We start from the raw sequence: 17,374 nt of genomic DNA, 5'->3' as shown, positions 1-17,374 counted from the left end.
GGCGTCAACATCCCCAACTCGTCACCCTCGGGCTTGACCCGAGGGTCCATGCCTGAACGCTTCAGCCCCGCAGCGGTGCAGAACTGCTGCTACCCGTTGAAGCGCTTATCCGGAACACAGCGGTCCGGTTAACCTTCAGACGGATCCTGTGCTCAGCCGCCACCGCAGCACGACGTCACCGTTCCGGCATGGATCCTCGGCTCAAGGCCGAGGATGACGAAGATTGAAAAGCCTGCGCCTATTGGGAGGCTAGGATCCGAGGGGGCGGAGGCGCATCCGTCCACCAGGCATCAACATCCCCACCTCGTCACCCTCGGGCTTGACCCGAGGGTCCATGCCTGAACGCTTCAGCCCCGCAGCGGTGCAGGAATGTGGGGACCACTACGCGTGCACGCGCATATGGCGCCTCGGGTAGCAGACCCTCTCCGAGCTCACCGCCCCTACGCGACCTTATCGGCCGGCGCGGGGCGCTTGATGGAGGGTGCCGCCTCGAGCACGATCGGCTTCAGCCCCTCGCCGCCCGCGTCGAGCACCTCGAACAGGTGGCGGCGCATCCGCGGCTCCCAGAACTTGTTGATGTGTTCGGCAACCCCGGCCACGCCCTCGGCGCGGTTGGTCTTCGACTCAAAGAAGGTGCCGATCTGGTTGGCCATGCGGATCAGCTTGGCATGCGAACTGTGTGCGGCGTCATGCGACATGGCGGATGGCTCCGTCTGAAATGCGATGCGAATGGGTGAAAACGTCGAAATCCTCGCCGCGCACCAGCGCGACGAGCGTCATGCCGGCGGCGTCCGCCGTGCGGATGGCAAGCGCGGTCGGCGCCGATACGGCAAGAATGAAGGGCGCGCCGATGGCCGCCGTCTTCTGCACCATCTCGACCGAGACGCGCGAGGTAACGACCACCGCGCCGGACGATCCGGCAACGCCAGCCTTCGCCAGCGCGCCGGCCAGCTTGTCGAGCGCGTTGTGGCGGCCGACATCCTCGCGGGCGGCCACGATGCCCTTGCCGGGCACGTAGAACCCCGCGGCATGCACCGCGCCGGTCTGGCGGTGGAATGGCTGCTGTTCGGACAAAAGCCGCACGGCCTCGACGATCTGGTCGGGCGTCAGCGTCAGCGGCGAGGTTTTCACCTCGCAGACCGCGCGCATCGCCTCGTCGATCGACTCGATACCGCAAAGGCCGCAGCCGACGGGCCCCGCAAGGCGGCGGCGGCGCGCCTGAAAGCGCGTGTTCGCCTGATCCTTCAGCCGGATCTGGATATCGACGCCTTCGCCGACGTCCTCGACCGTAATCTCCTCGATCTCCTCCGGCGAGGCGATGATGCCTTCCGTCAAAGAGAAGCCGAGCGCGAAGTCGTGGAGGTCCGAGGGGCTTGCCATCATCACCGCATGGGTGGTGCCGGCATAGGAGAGCGCGACCGGCGTCTCCTCCGGCACGTTGCGGTCAGCCGTCCGGATGCCGTCGGCGCGGCGGGTAAGCCTCGAAGTAGACGTGACGGGCGGACGGTTCATGCTGCTTGCTCCAACAGGAATGCCTTTCCCAGCCTAGCACGAGTTGCGCGGTCGCGCCTCCCGCGTGAAGCCGGGGAAGCGCGCCGGGGCGGGCGCGCTTCCTCTCCCCTGAGGACGAGGGGAGCCGGCATTCCTACTCCGCCGCCTCCAGCGAGGCGATCCGGCGCGTCTGGCGGCTGAGTTCCTGGTACTCGCGCTGCCAGTCGCTCGGGCCGTTGGAAGGAGCCACCTGCACCGCCGTCACCTTGTATTCCGGGCAGTTGGTCGCCCAGTCCGAGAAGTCGGTGGTGATGACGTTGGCCTGCGTGTCCGGGTGGTGGAAGGTGGTGTAGACCACGCCCGGCGCCACGCGATCGGTGATCTGCGCCCGCAGCGTCGTCTCGCCCGCGCGGCTCGTCAGGCGCACAAAGTCGCCGTCGCGAATGCCGCGCTGCTCGGCGTCGTGCGGGTGGATCTCCAGCAGGTCCTCGTCGTGCCAGACGACATTCTCGGTGCGACGGGTCTGCGCGCCGACATTGTACTGCGACAGGATGCGGCCGGTCGTCAGCAGCAGCGGGAAGCGCGGGCCGGTCTTTTCGTCGGTCGCCACATATTCGGTGCGGATGAACTTGCCCTTGCCGCGCACGAAGCCGTTGACGTGAACGATCGGCGTGCCCTCGGGCGCTGCCTCATTGCACGGCCACTGCACCGAGCCCATCTTCTCGAGATAGTCGTAGGACACCTTGGCGAAGGACGGGGTCGTTGCGGCAATCTCGTCCATGACATCGGACGGATGGGTGTAATTCCAGTTCAGGCCCATCGCCTGCGCGAGCTTCTGCGTCACTTCCCAGTCGGCATAGCCGTTCTTCGGCGCCATCACCTTGCGCACGCGGTTGATGCGGCGCTCGGCATTGGTGAAGGTCCCGTCTTTCTCGAGGAAGGTCGAACCCGGCAGGAAGACGTGGGCGTAGCGAGCGGTCTCGTTGAGGAAGAGGTCGTGCACAACGACGCACTCCATCGCCGCAAGGCCAGCGGAGACATGCTTGGTGTCCGGATCGGACTGCAGGATGTCCTCGCCCTGGATGTAGATGCCCTTGAAGGTGCCCTCGACGGCGGCATCGAGCATGTTCGGGATGCGCAGGCCCGGCTCTGCCGAAAGCTCGACGCCCCACAGCTTCTCGAACGTCTCGCGCACCGCGTCGGTCGACACGTGCCGGTAGCCCGGGAACTCGTGCGGGAACGAGCCCATGTCGCACGAGCCCTGCACGTTGTTCTGGCCGCGCAGCGGGTTCACGCCGACGCCCGGGCGGCCGATATTGCCGGTCAGCATCGCAAGGTTGGCGATGCCCATGACGGTGGTCGAGCCCTGGCTGTGCTCGGTGACGCCGAGGCCATAGTAGATCGCGCCGTTGCCGCCGGTGGCGTAGAGGCGAGCCGCGCCGCGGATCGTCTCGGCCGGAACGCCGGTCAGCTTCTCGACCTCTTCCGGGCTGTGGCGCGGATCAGAGACGAACTCGGCATAGTCCTCGAACTCGGACCAGTCGCAGCGCTCGCGGATGAAGGCTTCGTTGAAGAGACCTTCGGTGACGATGACGTGTGCGAGCGAGGTGACGATCGCGACGTTGGTGCCCGGGCGAAGTGCGAGGTGATATTCCGCCTCGACATGCGGCGCCTTCACCATCTCGGTGCGGCGCGGGTCGATGACGATCAGCTTCGCGCCCTTGCGCAGGCGCTTGCGCATCCGCGAGGCGAACACCGGGTGCGCGGCGGCCGGGTTGGCGCCGATCACCATGATGACGTCGGAATGCTCGACCGAGTCGAAGTCCTGCGTGCCGGCCGAAGTGCCGAAGGCCTGGCCGAGGCCGTAGCCGGTCGGCGAGTGGCAGACGCGGGCGCAGGTGTCGACGTTGTTGTTGCGGAAGCCCTGACGGATCAGCTTCTGGACGAGGTAAGTCTCCTCATTGGTGCAGCGCGACGAGGTGATGCCGCCGATGGCCTCGCGGCCATACTGGTACTGGATGCGGCGGAACTCGTTGGCGACGTGCTGGAAGGCTTCTTCCCAGGTGACCTCACGCCACGGATCCGTGATCTTCTCGCGGATCATCGGGTTGAGGATGCGCTCCTTGTGGGTCGCATAGCCCCAGGCGAAGCGGCCCTTGACGCAGGAGTGGCCGCGATTGGCCTTGCCGTCCTTGTAGGGAACCATGCGCACCAGCTCATCGCCGCGCATCTCGGCCTTGAACGAGCAGCCGACGCCGCAATAGGCGCAGGTGGTGACGACCGAGCGCTCCGGCTGGCCGATCTCGATCACCGTCTTTTCCGTCAGCGTACCGGTCGGGCAGGCCTGGACGCAGGCGCCGCAGGACACGCACTCGGACTCAAGGAACGGCTGGTGCATGCCGGCCGAAACGCGGCTGTCAAAGCCCCTGCCCTCGATGGTCAGCGCAAAGGTGCCCTGCACTTCCTCACAGGCGCGCACGCAGCGCGAGCAGACAATGCACTTCGACGGATCGTAGGTGAAGTACGGGTTGGACTCGTCCTTCGGCATCCAGCGCACATTGGCGACGCTGCCTTCTAGCGCATCGCGCTTCTTCGCGAAGACGTGATTGTCGCCATCATAGCCGTAGCGCACGTCGCGCAGGCCGACCGCGCCCGCCATGTCCTGCAGCTCGCAGTCGCCATTGGCGGCGCAGGTGAGGCAGTCGAGCGGATGGTCGGAGATGTAGAGCTCCATCACGCCGCGCCGGATGTCCTTGAGCCGGCCCGTCTGGGTGTGAACAACCATTCCAGGCGCAACCGGCGTGGTGCACGAGGACGGGGTGCCGGCCCGGCCCTCGATCTCGACGAGACAGAGGCGGCAGGAGCCGAATGCGTCGACCATGTCGGTCGCGCAAAGCTTCGGGATGGCGATGCCCGCTTCCATCGAAGCGCGCATGATCGAGGTGCCTTCCGGGACGGTGACTTCAAAACCGTCGACGGTAAGCGTCACCATCTTCTCCGACTTGGACGCCGGGGTTCCGTAGTCGATTTCGTGAACGAGACCCATGATACGTCTCCTATTCCGCGGCTTCCGCGACCGTGCGCGGCGCAAAATCTTCAGGGAAATGCGTGAGGGCGCTCATCACCGGGTAAGGGGTAAACCCGCCAAGGGCGCAAAGGGATCCAAACTTCATGGTGTTGCAGAGGTCTGCAACCAGCTCGAGGTTCTTCTGCGGTTCGATGCCGGCAGCGACCTTGTCGAGCGTCTCGACGCCGCGGGTCGAACCGATGCGGCAGGGAGTGCACTTGCCGCAGCTCTCGATGGCGCAGAACTCCATGGCAAAGCGGGCCTGCTTCAGCATGTCGGCGGTGTCGTCGAACACGGTGATGCCGGCATGACCGATGAGGCCGTCCTTGCCCGCAAAGGCTTCGTAGTCGAACGGCGTATCGAACAGCGAGACAGGGAAATAGGCACCGAGCGGCCCGCCAACCTGCACCGCCTTGACCGGACGGCCGGAAGCCGTGCCGCCGCCGATCTCGTTGACGAGTTCGCCGAGCGTGATGCCGAAGGCCACCTCGAACAGGCCGCCATTCCTGACATTGCCGGCGAGCTGCACCGGAATGGTGCCGCGCGAACGGCCCATGCCGAAGTCGCGATAGAACTCGGAGCCCCTGTCCATGATGACCGGGACTGACGCCAGCGAGATAACGTTGTTGATGACGGTCGGCTTGCCGAACAGGCCTTGGATCGCCGGCAGCGGCGGCTTGGCGCGAACGACGCCGCGCTTGCCTTCCAGGCTGTTGAGGAGCGACGTTTCCTCGCCGCAGACATAGGCGCCGGCGCCGGAGCGAATCTCGATGTCGAAGGCGTTCGGCGAACCAAGCACCGTCGTGCCAAGAATGCCGGCACGGCGTGCGATTTCGACGGCCCTCGTCATCGTCGCAATCGCGTGCGGATATTCGGAGCGGATGTAGACGAAGCCCTTGGTCGCGCCAGTCGCGATACCGGCAATCGCCATGCCCTCGATCAGGACGAACGGGTCGCCCTCCATGATCATGCGGTCGGCGAAGGTTGCCGAGTCGCCCTCGTCCGCATTGCAGACGATGTACTTGCGGTCGGCGACCGCATCGTGAACCGTCTTCCACTTGATGCCGGTCGGGAAGCCCGCGCCGCCACGGCCGCGCAGGCCGGAATCGGTCACAGTCTGGACAATCTGCGCCGGCGTGGTGGCGACGGCCTTTTCGAGGCCGCGCAGGCCGCCATAGGCGCGATAGTCGTCGAGAGAGAGCGGGTCGATCACGCCGCAGCGGGCGAAGGTCAAACGCGTCTGCTTCGCGAAGAACGGCAGTTCCTCGACCTTGCCGAGCGCCTTCGGGTGCGCGCCGCCTGAAAGGAAATTCGCATCGAAGAGCGAAGGAACGTCAGCAGCTTTCACCGGGCCGTAGCCGACGCGTCCGTCAGCGGTCTCCACCTCGACCAGCGGCTCCAGCCAGATCATGCCGCGTGTGCCGTTGCGCACGATCTGCGCGTCGAGGCCACGGGCCGCGATCTCGGCGGCAACCGCCTTGGCAACCTTTTCCGCGCCCAGCGCGAGAGCGGCCGCATCCTTTGGAATATAGATCTTCACGGTCATCAGCGGCGCACCTCAGCAACGATCTCGTCGATGGCTTCATCATCGACGCGGCCGATCACCTCGCCGTCGAGCATGGCGGCAGGCGCGCAGGCGCAGAGCCCGAGGCAGTATACCGGCTCGAGCGTGACGGAGCCGTCGAGGCTGGTCTCATGGAAGCCGATGCCGAGCAGACGCTTGATCTTGTCGGCCACCTTTTCCGAGCCCATCGACTGGCAGGCCTCGGCCTGGCAGAGCTTCAGGACGTGGCGTCCGGCCGGCTCGCGGCGGTAGTCGTGGTAGAAGGTGACGACGCCATGCACTTCGGCATTGGACAGGTTGAGGGCATCGGCAATCACCGGCAGGGACTCCTGCGGGACGTAGCCGAATTCCTCCTGGATCTCGTGCAGGATCGGCAGCAAGGGGCCCTCAAGCCACTTCAGGCTGTCGACGATCGCGCGCGTCTGTGTTGCGATTTCGGTACTATGCGCCTGCGAGACCAAGCAGCGCCCTCCCTGTATACACTCGATGTCCCACCGAATGCGCATTCTCAGGATTACGCGCGGTTAAGTCAATAAAGCTGTCTCGTTGATTGATAGAAAATTTCTATTGATGACGGAAACAGTATACAATCATACCAGCCGCTTGCTGGCGACCAGGCGGTGCGCCTCTTCGAGGACAGCCGCTACCAGCGGCGGGCGCGGCTCGCGTTCCGCAGCGACAAGTCCGACCATGTGGCTGGCGTCGGGATCGACGATTGGGATGGCCCGGATCGGCTCGTTGAAGCCGAAGGTTTCGGCAAGGTGCACCGGCATGATCGATGCCCATTTGCCCGTCCGGATATGGCTGAGCAGCACGATCATCGAGTTGGATTCAAGCGTCGGCCGCGTGCTCGATCCGGCAGCGGCGAGATGCTGGTCGATGATGCGGCGGTTCTGCATGTCGGGGGTGAGCAGGCAGAGCGGCAGTTCGGCAATCTCTGCCCAGGTGACCTGCACCCGGTCCGCGAGCGGGCTGCCGGCGGCGGTGATCAGCCGGTAGCGCTCGGTATAGAGTGGCATCGACAGCACCCGCCCTAGCGGCTCGTTGTCGAGATAGGTGATGCCGATGTCGATGTCGAAATTGCCAAGCAGCGACAGGATCTCGACCGAGGTGCGCGACAAGACCGTGAAGGTCACGCCCGGGTGACGCTCGCGAAACGGCGTCGTCAGCATCGGCACCATCGGCAGCGCCGTCGGAATCGCCGCGATGCGCAGGCGGCCGGAAAGACCATGCCGCGCAGCGCGCATCTCCTCCTTCATCGTGCGCGCATCGCCGACGATGCGCCGCGCCCAGGTCAGCACCTGCTCGCCTTCGGGCGTCAGCCCCTGGAAGCGCGAGCCGCGCTTGACCAGCATCACGCCCAGCTGCTCCTCCAGCTGGCGCAGGGCCGCTGAAAGCGTCGGCTGGGTGATGCCGAGTTCCTCGGCGGCGCGGCCGAAGTGCTGCGTTTTGGCGAGGGCGATGAAGAATTCAAGCTTGTCGATCATGGCGGCGACAATAGTGCCTGCGTTTCCCGCATACCAGACCGCCGCCAATGCGGGTTGAGGTTAGCCCAAGAATACCCTTTAGAAGCCCGATCTCGCTCGATTCGCGAGTGGTCATTCGTGAATATGGAATTGCAATGAAACTGAATATCATCATCGGCAGCACCCGCCCGGGCCGCGTTGGTCCCAAGGTCGCCAAGTGGTTCGAGGGCGTCGCACGCGAACAGGGCGCATTCGAGCCGGTTATCGTGGATCTTGCCGACTTTAATCTTCCGGTCTTCGACGAGCCGAAGCATCCGCGCATGCAGGACTACCAGCATGAGCACACCAAGAAGTGGGCGGCCTCGGTTGCATCGGGCGACGCCTACGTGTTCGTCACGCCGGAATACAACTATTTCCCGCCTGCATCGCTGATCAACGCGATCAGCTATCTGAGCCTTGAGTGGAACTACAAGCCGGCCGGCATCGTCAGCTACGGCGGCATTTCCGGCGGCCTGCGCGCTGCCCAGGAGCTGCGCCAGCTTCTGACCACGCTGCGCGTCATGCCGCTGCCGGAAACGGTTCCGCTGCCGATGGTCTTCCCGCTGCTCACCGAAGACGGCCTCAACGCCACCGACCCGATGAAGGACGGCGCCAAGCTGATGCTGGGCGAGCTCGACAAGTGGGCCCGCGCTCTCAGCTCCATGCGCGAAACCCTGCGCGCCGCAGCCTGATTGAGTATCGCGGCAGCGGATCAGATGGTCCGCTGCCGCCCTGGCGCCCGATCAGGCGCCCTTTGCCTGAAGCTCCGGATAGCGCTGAACGATTTCCTGCACCGGCTCGGAGTAATCTTCCATCTCCTGGATCTGCCGCACCTCGATCACCTCGTTGTCCGAGGCCGGGCAGCGCGTCGCCCATTCGATCGCTTCCGCGCGCGACTTCACGTTGATGATCCAGTAGCCGCCAAGCACTTCCTTGGCCTCGGCGAAGGGACCGTCGGTCACCAACGGCTTGCCGCCCTTGAACGAGACGCGCGCGCCGGATGACGGCGGATGCAGGCCGTTCAGGGCCTCGAGAATGCCCGCCTTCTGCAGTTCGTCATTGTACTTCATCATTGCATCGACCCGCTCCGGATCGAGGTCGACTCCCGGCGGTGCGGATTCGTAGCCCTTGGGAATCATCAGCAGCATGAAGCGCATGGTCGTTTTCTCCTTCCCTGGAAGTGGCGCATGCAATGATGACGCGCGCAAACGGCCCCTGCCGACAATTGTGCATGACTTTTTTCGGAGCGGCGACTGAAAAGCATTTTCGCGCCGCGCTTGGTTCCCACCCGGAATTGGACTATCTCAGACCCAGTCAACAGATAGAGCAGTCGCCATGTCCGTTACCAAAGAAGCCGTCCTCGATGCGCTGAAGACGATCAAGGGTCCCGATTTCGAGGGAGACATCGTCTCGCAGGGGTTGGTGTCGGAGATCTTCATCGCCAGCGGGAAGGTGTTCTTCTCAATCACCGTTCCGGCCGCGCGTGCGCAGGAGCTTGAGCCGCTGCGCGCTGCTGCCGAGCGCGTCGTCAAGCAGATCCCCGGCGTCGCAGGCGCTGTCGTGGCGCTGACGGCAGAGAAGAAGGGCGGCGGCATGGAAGCTGCCCCGCCCCGCCCGATGCCGCCGCGCCCGGCTCCGCAGGCCGCACCCCGCGCTGCGGCCCCGGCAGCTCCCTCCGGCCACCAGCCGGGCAAGCGTGGCGTTCCGGGCGTCAATGCGATCATCGCCGTCGCGTCGGGCAAGGGCGGCGTCGGCAAATCCACCACTGCGGTCAACCTGGCTCTTGGTCTTGCCTCGCTTGGGCTCAAGGTCGGTATCCTCGACGCCGACATTTACGGCCCGTCGATGCCGCGCCTGCTCGGCCTCAAGGGCAAGCCTGAGACGATCGACGGCCGCATCCTCAAGCCGATGGAAAAGTACGGCATCAAGGTGATGTCGATGGGCTTCCTCGTCGATGAGGAGACGCCGATGATCTGGCGCGGGCCGATGGTCATGTCGGCGCTGTCGCAGCTCCTGCGCGAGGTCGAATGGGCGCCGCTCGACGTGCTCGTCCTCGACATGCCTCCCGGAACCGGCGACGCGCAGCTGACCGTGGCGCAGCAGGTGCCGCTGGCCGGTGCCGTGATCGTCTCGACGCCGCAGGACATCGCGCTGATCGACGCGCGCAAGGGCCTCAACATGTTCAAGAAGGTCGACGTGCCGCTCCTCGGCATTGTCGAGAACATGAGCTACTTCATCGCCCCCGACACCGGCGCGCGCTACGACATCTTTGGCCATGGCGGCGCCCGCAACGAGGCGGAGCGCCTCGGCGTGCCGTTCCTTGGCGAGGTGCCGCTGACGATGGACGTCCGCGAGACCTCGGATGCGGGAACGCCCGTCGTGGTTTCCAACCCCGAAGGCGCGCAGGCGAAGGTCTATCGCGAGATCGCCCGCAAGGTGCATGAGCGCATCCAGCAGGAGCAGGCGGCGGCGCAGGGCGCCACCCCAGCCATCGTGTTCGAATAATCAGGAGCCGCCGGCAAGATAGGCCGGCAGTTCCGCGATCGATTCCAGAACGACATCGGCCAGCGGCTCGAGCGTTTCGCGCGAGCCGGTGCCCGATAGCACGCCCACCGCAAGGCCAACCCCGCCCGCCTTCGCCATTTCGAGGTCGTGACGATTGTCGCCGACCATCGCAAGCTGCGAGGGCCTCAGTCCCGTCATGTCGCAGAAGGCCCGCACCGTGTCCGGCGCAGGCTTCGGATTGGCGACCGCGTCATAACCGAACGCCGCATCGAACAGCTGGGCGATGCCCAGCGCTGACAAGGTCCGCTCGGCGCCCTGCGTCGAGTCATTGGTGGCGACCGCCATGCGCATGCCGACCGAATGCAGCTGGCGCAGCGCGTCGCGCACGCCCGGCAGCTCCACCGGATTTGCCGCGCCCTCGCTGGTCGTGAAGGCGTCGAAATCGTCGAGGACTTTCTGCCGCGCAGGCAGGTCCAGGTCCGGGAACCAGGTCGCGACGATGTCGGCATTGGTGCCGGCAGCGAACACCGAGTCGGCACGAAAGCATTTTCTGTCGAAGTCGTAACCGACGATCTCGAGCAAATTGTTCGCCCGCTGCCGGTCGCCGCCCGCCGCGCGCAGCGCGAGTTGGTCGGCAACGCCGAACCAGGTCGCGTTGAAGTCGACAAGCGTGCCGTCCTTGTCGAACAGGATCCCCTTGATGCCGAGCAATCTGGCTACTCCGCCTTCGCAAGCGCGTGCAGGTGTCGCACGAGTCCGGCGGTGGAGGCGTCGCGGCCAGCGGCACTTTCCTTACCTTCCACGACAGGCAGGAGGCCCGTCGCCAGCTCCTTGCCGAGCTCGACGCCCCACTGGTCGAAGGCGTTGATGCCAAACAGCTGCGCCTCGACGAAGACGCGGTGCTCGTAGAGCGCAATCAGCCGGCCGAGCGTGTAGGGATCGAGCATGCGATAGAGGATCGTCATCGACGGGCGGTTGCCAGTAAAGACGCGGTGCGGCGCGATCTTTTCGACCTCGTCCTCGGCCACGCCCTTGGCGCGCATCTGCGCCTTTGCTTCCTCGAGCGTGCGGCCCTTCATCAAGGCTTCTGACTGCGCGAGGCAATTGGCGACGAGGAGGTCATGGTGATGGCGCAGCTCCGGCTGGTGACCCTGCGCGGCGACCAGGAACTCGACCGGGATGATGTCGGTACCCTGGTGCAGCAGCTGGAAGAAGGCGTGCTGGCCGTTGGTGCCTGGCTCGCCCCACACCAGCGGGCCGGTGACGGTTGAGACCGCCTTGCTGTCGAGGGTGACGGCCTTGCCGTTCGACTCCATGTCGAGCTGCTGCAGGTAGGCCGGCAGGCGCGCCAGCCGCTGGTCATAGGGAATGACCGCGCGGGCCGGATAGCCGCAAACGACGCGGTGCCAGAAGCCAACGAGGCCGAACAGCATCGGCATGTTTTCGCCCACCGGCGCCGTCCGGAAATGCTCGTCCATCGCATGCGCGCCGGCAAGCAAATCGCGAAAATTCTTCTCGCCGATGGCGATCATGATCGGCAGGCCGATCGCCGACCACAGCGAATAGCGCCCGCCGACCCAGTCCCAAAAGCCGAAGATACGGTCCTGCGGAATGCCGAACGCGCCCACCTTGTCGAGCGCGGTCGAGACCGCCGCGAAATGCTTCGCGACTGCCTCTTCGCCGAGTTTGGCGATGATCCAGCGCCGAGCCGTCTCGGCATTGGTCATCGTCTCGACGGTGGTGAAGGTCTTCGAGGCGACGATGAACAGCGTCGTTTCGGGATTGAGCGTCTGCAACGTGTCGGCGATGTGCGCGCCATCGACGTTCGAGACGTAGTGCGCGCGCGGGCCGTCATGGTAGGGCGCCAGCGCCAGCGTCGCCATGGCCGGACCAAGGTCGGAGCCGCCAATGCCGATGTTGACGACGTCGGTGATCTTCTTCCCCGTCGCACCGGTGATAGTGCCGGAGCGGATGCCCGTCGCGAATTTCGCCATCGCCTCGAGCACTTCGTGCACGCCCGTGATGACGTTTTCGCCGTCGACCAGCACCGTCGTGCCGGGCGGGCAGCGCAGCGCCGTGTGCAGGACCGCGCGCCCCTCGGTGACGTTGATCTTCTCGCCCGAGAACATGCGCTCGCGCTGCGCCTCGACGCCCGCGGCTTCAGCGAGGTTTGCCAGCAGCGACAGCGTTTCCTCGCTCACCGCGCATTTCGAATAGTCGAGCAGCAGGTCATCCAACCTTGCCGAGAACTTCTCGAACCGTGCCGGGTCCGCAGCGAAGGCGGCCCGCATGTCGAGAGAAACATTGGCATTCCGATGGTCCCTCAGCGCGTTCAGCGCTGCGTCGAAAGCCTTTCGGTCCATGGGTGACTCCACCTCGATCCAGGTTGCGCCTGACGATAGCAGGCGCCGCAAAAATGGTAACCCCGGCGATGGATCAAGAACGATCTATCGCTGGCACAAATTGGTCCGATCAATTCTTTTGATTGGCGTAAGACGTTGGGCCAGCCCTTAATGTGTTGAGCCAGATATGGCCAGCATGGGAGGGTTGTTCATGTCGTCGCGCACGGATCCAGCGATTTGGTCGGGCCTGTTCCGGATATCGCCCGATTCGGGCCAAACCTTGCAGGCGCAAATCAGGCAGGCCATCGTCGCGGCCATTCTCGACCGCCAGATTGCCGCATCCATGCCGCTGCCGTCCTGCCGCGTGCTGGCCGAAAAGCTGGGCGTTGCGCGCGGCACCGTGGTGCTCGCATTCCAGCAGCTGGTTGACCAGGGTTTCCTCATTGCGCGCGAACGGCGCGGCCATTTCGTCAATCCGGAAATCCTCGCCGCCCCTGCAGGCCTGCGCAAGGTCGCAACCAAGTCGCCAAAGGAATCGATCGACTGGAAGGCGCGCCGGCGCGTTTTTGCATCCGACATGCCCGAGCCGACCAAGCAGGAAAATTGGATCAAGGCGTCCTACCCGTTCGTCTACGGCCAGTTCGACCCGGCGCTGTTCCCGACCGCCGAATGGCGCGAGTGCAACCGCATGGCGCTCGCCGTGCTCGAGATCCGCAACTGGGCGGCCGACATGGTCGACCGTGACGATCCGCTGCTGATCGAGCAGATCCAGGCGCGGCTCCTGCCGCGTCGCGGCATCTTCGCCAATCCGGACGAGATCATCGTCACGCTCGGGGCCCAGAACGCGCTCTACATGCTGGCGACGCTTCTGATGGGCAAGGGCACCAAGGTGGCGATGGAAAATCCGGGCTATCCGGACGCACGCTCGATCTTCCGCCTTGCAGGCGCTGAGGTGGCACCCGTTCCGGTCGACCGCGAGGGTATCGACCCGACCGCGATCCCGCGCGACAGCGACTTCGTGTTCGTTACGCCCAACCATCATTGCCCGAGCATGGTGGCGCTTTCCGACGAGCGCCGCCGCTTCCTCCTGGACGATGCCGAGCGCAACGACCGCATCATCATCGAGGACGGCTACGACAGCCAGCTGATGGACGAGGCGCCGCAGCAGGCGCTGCGCAGCATGGATCGTTCGGGGCGCGTCATCTATGTCGGCTCTCTGTCGAAGACGCTGGCCCCGGGCCTTCGCCTCGGCTTCATCGTCGCTTCGGCCGGGCTCGTCGCCGAGCTGCGCGCGCTGCGCCGCTTCATGCTGCGCCACCCGCCGGCGAACAACCAGCGCGCCGTGGCGCTGTTCCTGTCGCTCGGTCACCATGAGGCGCTGGTGCGCCGGCTTTCGACCGCCTTTGCCGAACGCCGCCGCCGGCTGGCTCAGGCTGTCGGAGCCTACCTCCCCGAATGGCAGGCTACCAACGCCCCGTCCGGCACCTCGGTCTGGCTTGAAGGCCCGCGCGGCGCCAACGCCCATGCGCTCGCCGAAGTCGCCCGTTCGCGCGGCGTGCTGATCGAGCCGGGCGCGCGCTTCTTCGACAAGCCGGAGCAGAACCAGAACTACATCCGCCTCGGCATTTCATCGATCGCGCTGCAACACATCGAGCCCGGCATCCGCGAACTTGCAACCGCTGCCGGACGCCGTCCCGCCGCAGCCTGAGCCAACCGGTTGATCCAGCCGGGTCGGCTGGATCATCTTCGTCAATTTCCTGGCTCATCCCCCGCGAACGAATGGGGCACATAGTCTTCCCCGGCCCCTGCCGAGGAGACCTGCATGTCAGTCATACTCGATGAGAATGCAGCCACCCCTCACCGCCGCCACGGCGGGCGTGAAGCGAGACGCGCGATGCGCTCCGCACCGCTGGGAGAAGACCTGAGACCGGTGCGCCCCGGCCTCGAAGGCGGCCGCTACAAGCCGCTCGCCGACAGCGACCTCGCCCGCATCCACGAAGCCGTGCTGACGCTGCTCGAAACCGTCGGCTTCGCCAACGCCATCCCCTCTTGCATCGAGGCGCTCACGCGCGCCGGCGCGAAGCTCGGCAACGATGGCCGCATCCGCTTTCCGCGCGCGCTGGTGGAAGACACCATCCGCAACGCCGCCCGCCACTTCACCCTCTGCGGCCAGGACCCCAGGCACGACATGGTCGTGCAGGGCAGCCGCGTCCACTACGGCACGGCGGGTGCTGCCGTTCATGTCGTCGATGTCGAGAAGCGCGAGTATCGCGAGTCGCTCCTGCAGGACATCTACGATGCCGCCCGCATCGTCGACGTGATGGACAACATCCATTTCTTCCAGCGACCGATGGTGGCGCGCGACATGGTCGACCCCACCGACCTCGACCTCAACACGCTCTATGCGTGCGTCACCGGCACCACCAAGCATGTCGGCACCTCGTTCACAGTGCGCGAGAACGTCGCCCCGGCGCTCGACATCCTCTATGCCATCGCCGGCGGCGAAGAGAACTTTCGCGCCCGCCCCTTCGTCTCCAATTCCAACTGCTTCGTCGTCCCGCCGATGAAGTTCGCCGAGGATGCCTGCGGCGTGCTCGAAGCCTGCGTCGAGGGCGGCATCCCGATCCTGCTTTTGTCCGCCGGACAGGCGGGTGCGACAGCGCCCGCGGCGATTGCCGGCGCGGTCGTCCAGGCGGTCGCCGAGGTGCTCGCCGGCCTCGTCTATGTCAACGCGCTGAAGCCGGGACATCCCTGCATCTTCGGCACCTGGCCGTTCGTCTCGGACCTTCGCACCGGCGCCATGTCCGGCGGCTCGGGCGAGCAGGCACTGATGACCGCCGCCTGCGCGCAGATGGCTCAATTCTACGACCTGCCGGGTGGCTCAGCCGCCGGTATGGCCGACTCGAAACTTCCCGACATCCAGTCCGGCTACGAAAAGGGCATCACCGATGCGATGGCGGGGCTGTCCGGTCTCAACCTCGTTTATGAGGCCGCCGGCATGCACGCGTCGCTGCTCGGCTTTTGCCTCGAAAGCCTCATCATCGACAACGACATGATCGGCCAGTGCCTGCGCTGCGTCCGCGGCATCGAGGTCTCGGACGCAGCCCTTTCGCTCGACGTCATCGCCGACGTCTGCCTCAACGGCCCCGGCCACTATCTCGGCCACGAGCAGACGCTTCAGCTGATGCAGACCGAGTATTTTTATCCGGCCGTCGCCGACCGCTTCAGCCCGAAGCAATGGGCCGAAAAGGGCAAGCCAGACATTCTTGCCCGCGCCATTGAGGAGAAACGGCGCATCCTTGCCACCCACTTCCCGCGCCATGTGCCGCGCGAAGTGGACGATGCGCTTCGCGCGCGCCATCCCAACATCCACCTGCCGCGCCGGGCGATGGGCTGGTAGCTATTCGGCGCTCAGATCGTACTTTGCGACGACCTTCGGGCTGATCAGCTTCGAATGCAGTGCCAGCAGCACCAGCTGCGCATCGAAACTTTCCTCGCGGTCGAGCGCCATTTCCAGCCGCCGCTCGGCGTCAGTCAGCGCCTGCTCGCCATTTGCCTCGCGAAAAAGGTCGGGGCCGATCAGGCAGTAAGCGAAGAAGCGCCCCACCGGCGGATAGGCCTCTGGCGGAGGCTCCTCATGCGGCCACTGGTCCTTCATCAGGTTGACGATGGTAAGCTTGACGCCCTCCGGCACCTGCGCCGGATGCAGGTCCGCAGCGCGCAGCGCCGCATCGAGCTGCCGAAGATCCTCCGAGCGGCCGAAGCGCCCGAGGAAGCCGAGCGAGGAATTGCGTCGCGTCATTCGCGTCAGCCTCCATTGGTTTTGCGCGCAGGGCGCCAGCAAATCGTCGCGGCTTATTGCATGGCCGCGTCCCGTTGGGCTACCACCCTAACAGAATGGAGGATGAGTAAAATGGCGCTAGTCATTGAAGGTGAGGAACGTATCGCGGCATCGATCGACAAGGTGTGGGAGGCACTGAATGATGTCGAGGTCCTCAAGGAATGCATTCCGGGCTGTGAAAGCCTTGAAAAGACTTCCGACACGGAGATGTCGGCCGTTGTCTCGCTGAAGATCGGACCGATCAAGGCGAAGTTCAACGGCGCGGTCGAGCTCGTGAATCTCAACCCGCCGAACTCGTACACGATCCAGGGCGAAGGCAAGGGCGGCATCGCCGGCTTCGCGAAGGGCGGCGCGGACGTGACGCTCGAGGCAGACGGCGCGGAGACGATCCTGCGCTATGCGGCCAAGGCCGATGTCGGCGGCAAGATCGCCCAGCTCGGCAGCCGCCTGATCGACTCCACGTCGCGCAAGCTCGCCGCGCAGTTCTTCTCGTCGTTCAACGAGAAAGTCAGCGCGGGCGAAGCGACGGCGTAGGCCAGGCCTAGGTGGTGCGGGTCGGGCAGCACTGTCCCGGCACCGCTGCGGGGTTGAAGCGCTCAGGCATGGACCCTCGGATCGAGCCCGAGGGTGACGAAGATGGAGAGGCGTGAGCCTGAACGAGCCCGCATGTCGTCCGGCCGACACATCGCTGGCGCACATAGAAGCCGGCGCATGAAGTCCCTACCGGGAGAATATCGTCTTCGACATATCCCCCTCGTCATCCTCGGCCTTGAGCCGAGGATCCTGTGTGTTTGCTGAGGTGTAGAATGGTTGCGGGAAGGAGGCCGCTGGCATCCTGGTCGCCTCCGCTTGGGAAAGCAGACCGTGGCATGGCCTGGCCCCTTCCCGCAGTGCTGCTTTGAACCTGAACAGTTGCACGAGGCTGCTTACCCAGACCTCGCACCACAGGAACAGGCCCCATGACCTTACACCCAAACTTCATCGGCTGCGACGTCTCCAAGGACACCCTCGATCTCTTCGATCCCGAAAGCAGCCGCTACCGGCGCGTGGCCAACCGCT

The 17,374-nt window shown here is 65.2% G+C and carries 15 protein-coding genes; 5 read left to right on the top strand and 10 right to left on the bottom strand.

What is annotated here, in order from left to right; all coding sequences use genetic code 11:
- Positions 1–440: 440 nt before the first annotated feature.
- From L630_RS0115695 to L630_RS0115670, 6 genes are all read right to left on the bottom strand, one after another.
- Entirely contained in the window at positions 441–698 is a 258-nt protein-coding gene (locus L630_RS0115695) for a formate dehydrogenase subunit delta (protein ID WP_024849191.1), read from the bottom strand.
- Positions 688–1,512, bottom strand: coding sequence for a formate dehydrogenase accessory sulfurtransferase FdhD (gene fdhD / locus L630_RS0115690; protein WP_024849190.1), 825 nt, complete (start codon positions 1,510–1,512; stop codon positions 688–690). Before fdhD ends, L630_RS0115695 begins: the two co-directional genes overlap by 11 nt.
- A 133-nt stretch (positions 1,513–1,645) precedes the next feature.
- Positions 1,646–4,537 (bottom strand): formate dehydrogenase subunit alpha, encoded by a 2,892-nt coding sequence (fdhF, locus tag L630_RS0115685; RefSeq protein WP_024849189.1) that lies wholly within the window; start codon positions 4,535–4,537, stop codon positions 1,646–1,648.
- Positions 4,538–4,547: 10 nt separating this feature from the next.
- On the bottom strand, positions 4,548–6,104 hold the full coding sequence (locus L630_RS0115680) for an NADH-quinone oxidoreductase subunit NuoF (RefSeq protein ID WP_024849188.1): 1,557 nt from the start codon (positions 6,102–6,104) through the stop codon (positions 4,548–4,550).
- The gene (locus L630_RS0115675; protein WP_024849187.1) at positions 6,104–6,583 is read right to left on the bottom strand and encodes a formate dehydrogenase subunit gamma; all 480 of its coding nucleotides are present in this window, start codon (positions 6,581–6,583) and stop codon (positions 6,104–6,106) included. The genes L630_RS0115680 and L630_RS0115675 overlap by 1 nt, the downstream gene beginning before the upstream one ends.
- Before the next feature lie 129 nt (positions 6,584–6,712).
- Entirely contained in the window at positions 6,713–7,609 is an 897-nt protein-coding gene (locus tag L630_RS0115670; RefSeq protein ID WP_024849186.1) for a LysR family transcriptional regulator, read from the bottom strand.
- 134 nt (positions 7,610–7,743) lie between these two features.
- Between L630_RS0115670 and L630_RS0115665 the strand changes: the two genes are divergently transcribed.
- On the top strand, positions 7,744–8,319 hold the full coding sequence (locus L630_RS0115665) for an NADPH-dependent FMN reductase (RefSeq protein ID WP_348602265.1): 576 nt from the start codon (positions 7,744–7,746) through the stop codon (positions 8,317–8,319).
- Positions 8,320–8,370: 51 nt separating this feature from the next.
- Here the strand turns inward: L630_RS0115665 and L630_RS0115660 are convergent, their stop codons facing one another.
- On the bottom strand, positions 8,371–8,784 hold the full coding sequence (locus tag L630_RS0115660) for a YciI family protein (RefSeq protein WP_024849184.1): 414 nt from the start codon (positions 8,782–8,784) through the stop codon (positions 8,371–8,373).
- A 178-nt stretch (positions 8,785–8,962) separates the two neighbouring features.
- Between L630_RS0115660 and L630_RS0115655 the strand changes: the two genes are divergently transcribed.
- Positions 8,963–10,132, top strand: coding sequence for an Mrp/NBP35 family ATP-binding protein (locus L630_RS0115655; RefSeq protein ID WP_024849183.1), 1,170 nt, complete (start codon positions 8,963–8,965; stop codon positions 10,130–10,132).
- Here L630_RS0115655 and L630_RS0115650 read toward each other — a convergent pair whose 3' ends face one another.
- Both L630_RS0115650 and pgi read right to left on the bottom strand, forming a co-directional pair.
- Positions 10,133–10,843 (bottom strand): HAD family hydrolase, encoded by a 711-nt coding sequence (locus L630_RS0115650; RefSeq protein ID WP_024849182.1) that lies wholly within the window; start codon positions 10,841–10,843, stop codon positions 10,133–10,135.
- 5 nt (positions 10,844–10,848) lie between these two features.
- Complete coding sequence (gene pgi / locus L630_RS0115645) at positions 10,849–12,495, bottom strand: glucose-6-phosphate isomerase (RefSeq protein ID WP_024849181.1); 1,647 nt, start codon at positions 12,493–12,495, stop codon at positions 10,849–10,851.
- A gap of 190 nt (positions 12,496–12,685) precedes the next feature.
- Between pgi and L630_RS0115640 the strand changes: the two genes are divergently transcribed.
- Both L630_RS0115640 and L630_RS0115635 read left to right on the top strand, forming a co-directional pair.
- On the top strand, positions 12,686–14,182 hold the full coding sequence (locus L630_RS0115640) for a PLP-dependent aminotransferase family protein (protein ID WP_024849180.1): 1,497 nt from the start codon (positions 12,686–12,688) through the stop codon (positions 14,180–14,182).
- Between the two features lie 114 nt (positions 14,183–14,296).
- On the top strand, positions 14,297–15,874 hold the full coding sequence (locus L630_RS0115635) for a trimethylamine methyltransferase family protein (protein ID WP_024849179.1): 1,578 nt from the start codon (positions 14,297–14,299) through the stop codon (positions 15,872–15,874).
- Here L630_RS0115635 and L630_RS0115630 read toward each other — a convergent pair whose 3' ends face one another.
- Positions 15,875–16,276, bottom strand: coding sequence for a hypothetical protein (locus tag L630_RS0115630; RefSeq protein WP_024849178.1), 402 nt, complete (start codon positions 16,274–16,276; stop codon positions 15,875–15,877).
- A 111-nt stretch (positions 16,277–16,387) separates the two neighbouring features.
- Here L630_RS0115630 and L630_RS0115625 point away from each other — a divergent pair, with 111 nt between their 5' ends.
- Positions 16,388–16,849 (top strand): carbon monoxide dehydrogenase subunit G, encoded by a 462-nt coding sequence (locus L630_RS0115625; protein ID WP_024849177.1) that lies wholly within the window; start codon positions 16,388–16,390, stop codon positions 16,847–16,849.
- Positions 16,850–17,374: the final 525 nt, after the last annotated feature.

Origin of the sequence: Aminobacter sp. J41 (genome assembly GCF_000526635.1) — a bacterium.
In the GTDB taxonomy this organism is placed as follows: Bacteria; Pseudomonadota; Alphaproteobacteria; order Rhizobiales; family Rhizobiaceae; genus Aerobium.
Note: the sequence above shows the minus strand (reverse complement) of the source record. Positions and strands in the feature narration are given on the sequence as shown.

Coding starts and splice junctions, on each gene's coding strand:
- L630_RS0115630 (WP_024849178.1), bottom strand. CDS start 16,276: ATGACGCGACGCAATTCCTCGCTCGGCTTCCTCGGGCGCTTCGGCCGC.
- L630_RS0115695 (WP_024849191.1), bottom strand. CDS start 698: ATGTCGCATGACGCCGCACACAGTTCGCATGCCAAGCTGATCCGCATG.
- L630_RS0115670 (WP_024849186.1), bottom strand. CDS start 7,609: ATGATCGACAAGCTTGAATTCTTCATCGCCCTCGCCAAAACGCAGCAC.
- L630_RS0115680 (WP_024849188.1), bottom strand. CDS start 6,104: ATGACCGTGAAGATCTATATTCCAAAGGATGCGGCCGCTCTCGCGCTG.
- L630_RS0115640 (WP_024849180.1), top strand. CDS start 12,686: ATGTCGTCGCGCACGGATCCAGCGATTTGGTCGGGCCTGTTCCGGATA.
- L630_RS0115660 (WP_024849184.1), bottom strand. CDS start 8,784: ATGCGCTTCATGCTGCTGATGATTCCCAAGGGCTACGAATCCGCACCG.
- fdhD (WP_024849190.1), bottom strand. CDS start 1,512: ATGAACCGTCCGCCCGTCACGTCTACTTCGAGGCTTACCCGCCGCGCC.
- L630_RS0115625 (WP_024849177.1), top strand. CDS start 16,388: ATGGCGCTAGTCATTGAAGGTGAGGAACGTATCGCGGCATCGATCGAC.
- L630_RS0115635 (WP_024849179.1), top strand. CDS start 14,297: ATGTCAGTCATACTCGATGAGAATGCAGCCACCCCTCACCGCCGCCAC.
- L630_RS0115655 (WP_024849183.1), top strand. CDS start 8,963: ATGTCCGTTACCAAAGAAGCCGTCCTCGATGCGCTGAAGACGATCAAG.
- fdhF (WP_024849189.1), bottom strand. CDS start 4,537: ATGGGTCTCGTTCACGAAATCGACTACGGAACCCCGGCGTCCAAGTCG.
- pgi (WP_024849181.1), bottom strand. CDS start 12,495: ATGGACCGAAAGGCTTTCGACGCAGCGCTGAACGCGCTGAGGGACCAT.
- L630_RS0115665 (WP_348602265.1), top strand. CDS start 7,744: ATGAAACTGAATATCATCATCGGCAGCACCCGCCCGGGCCGCGTTGGT.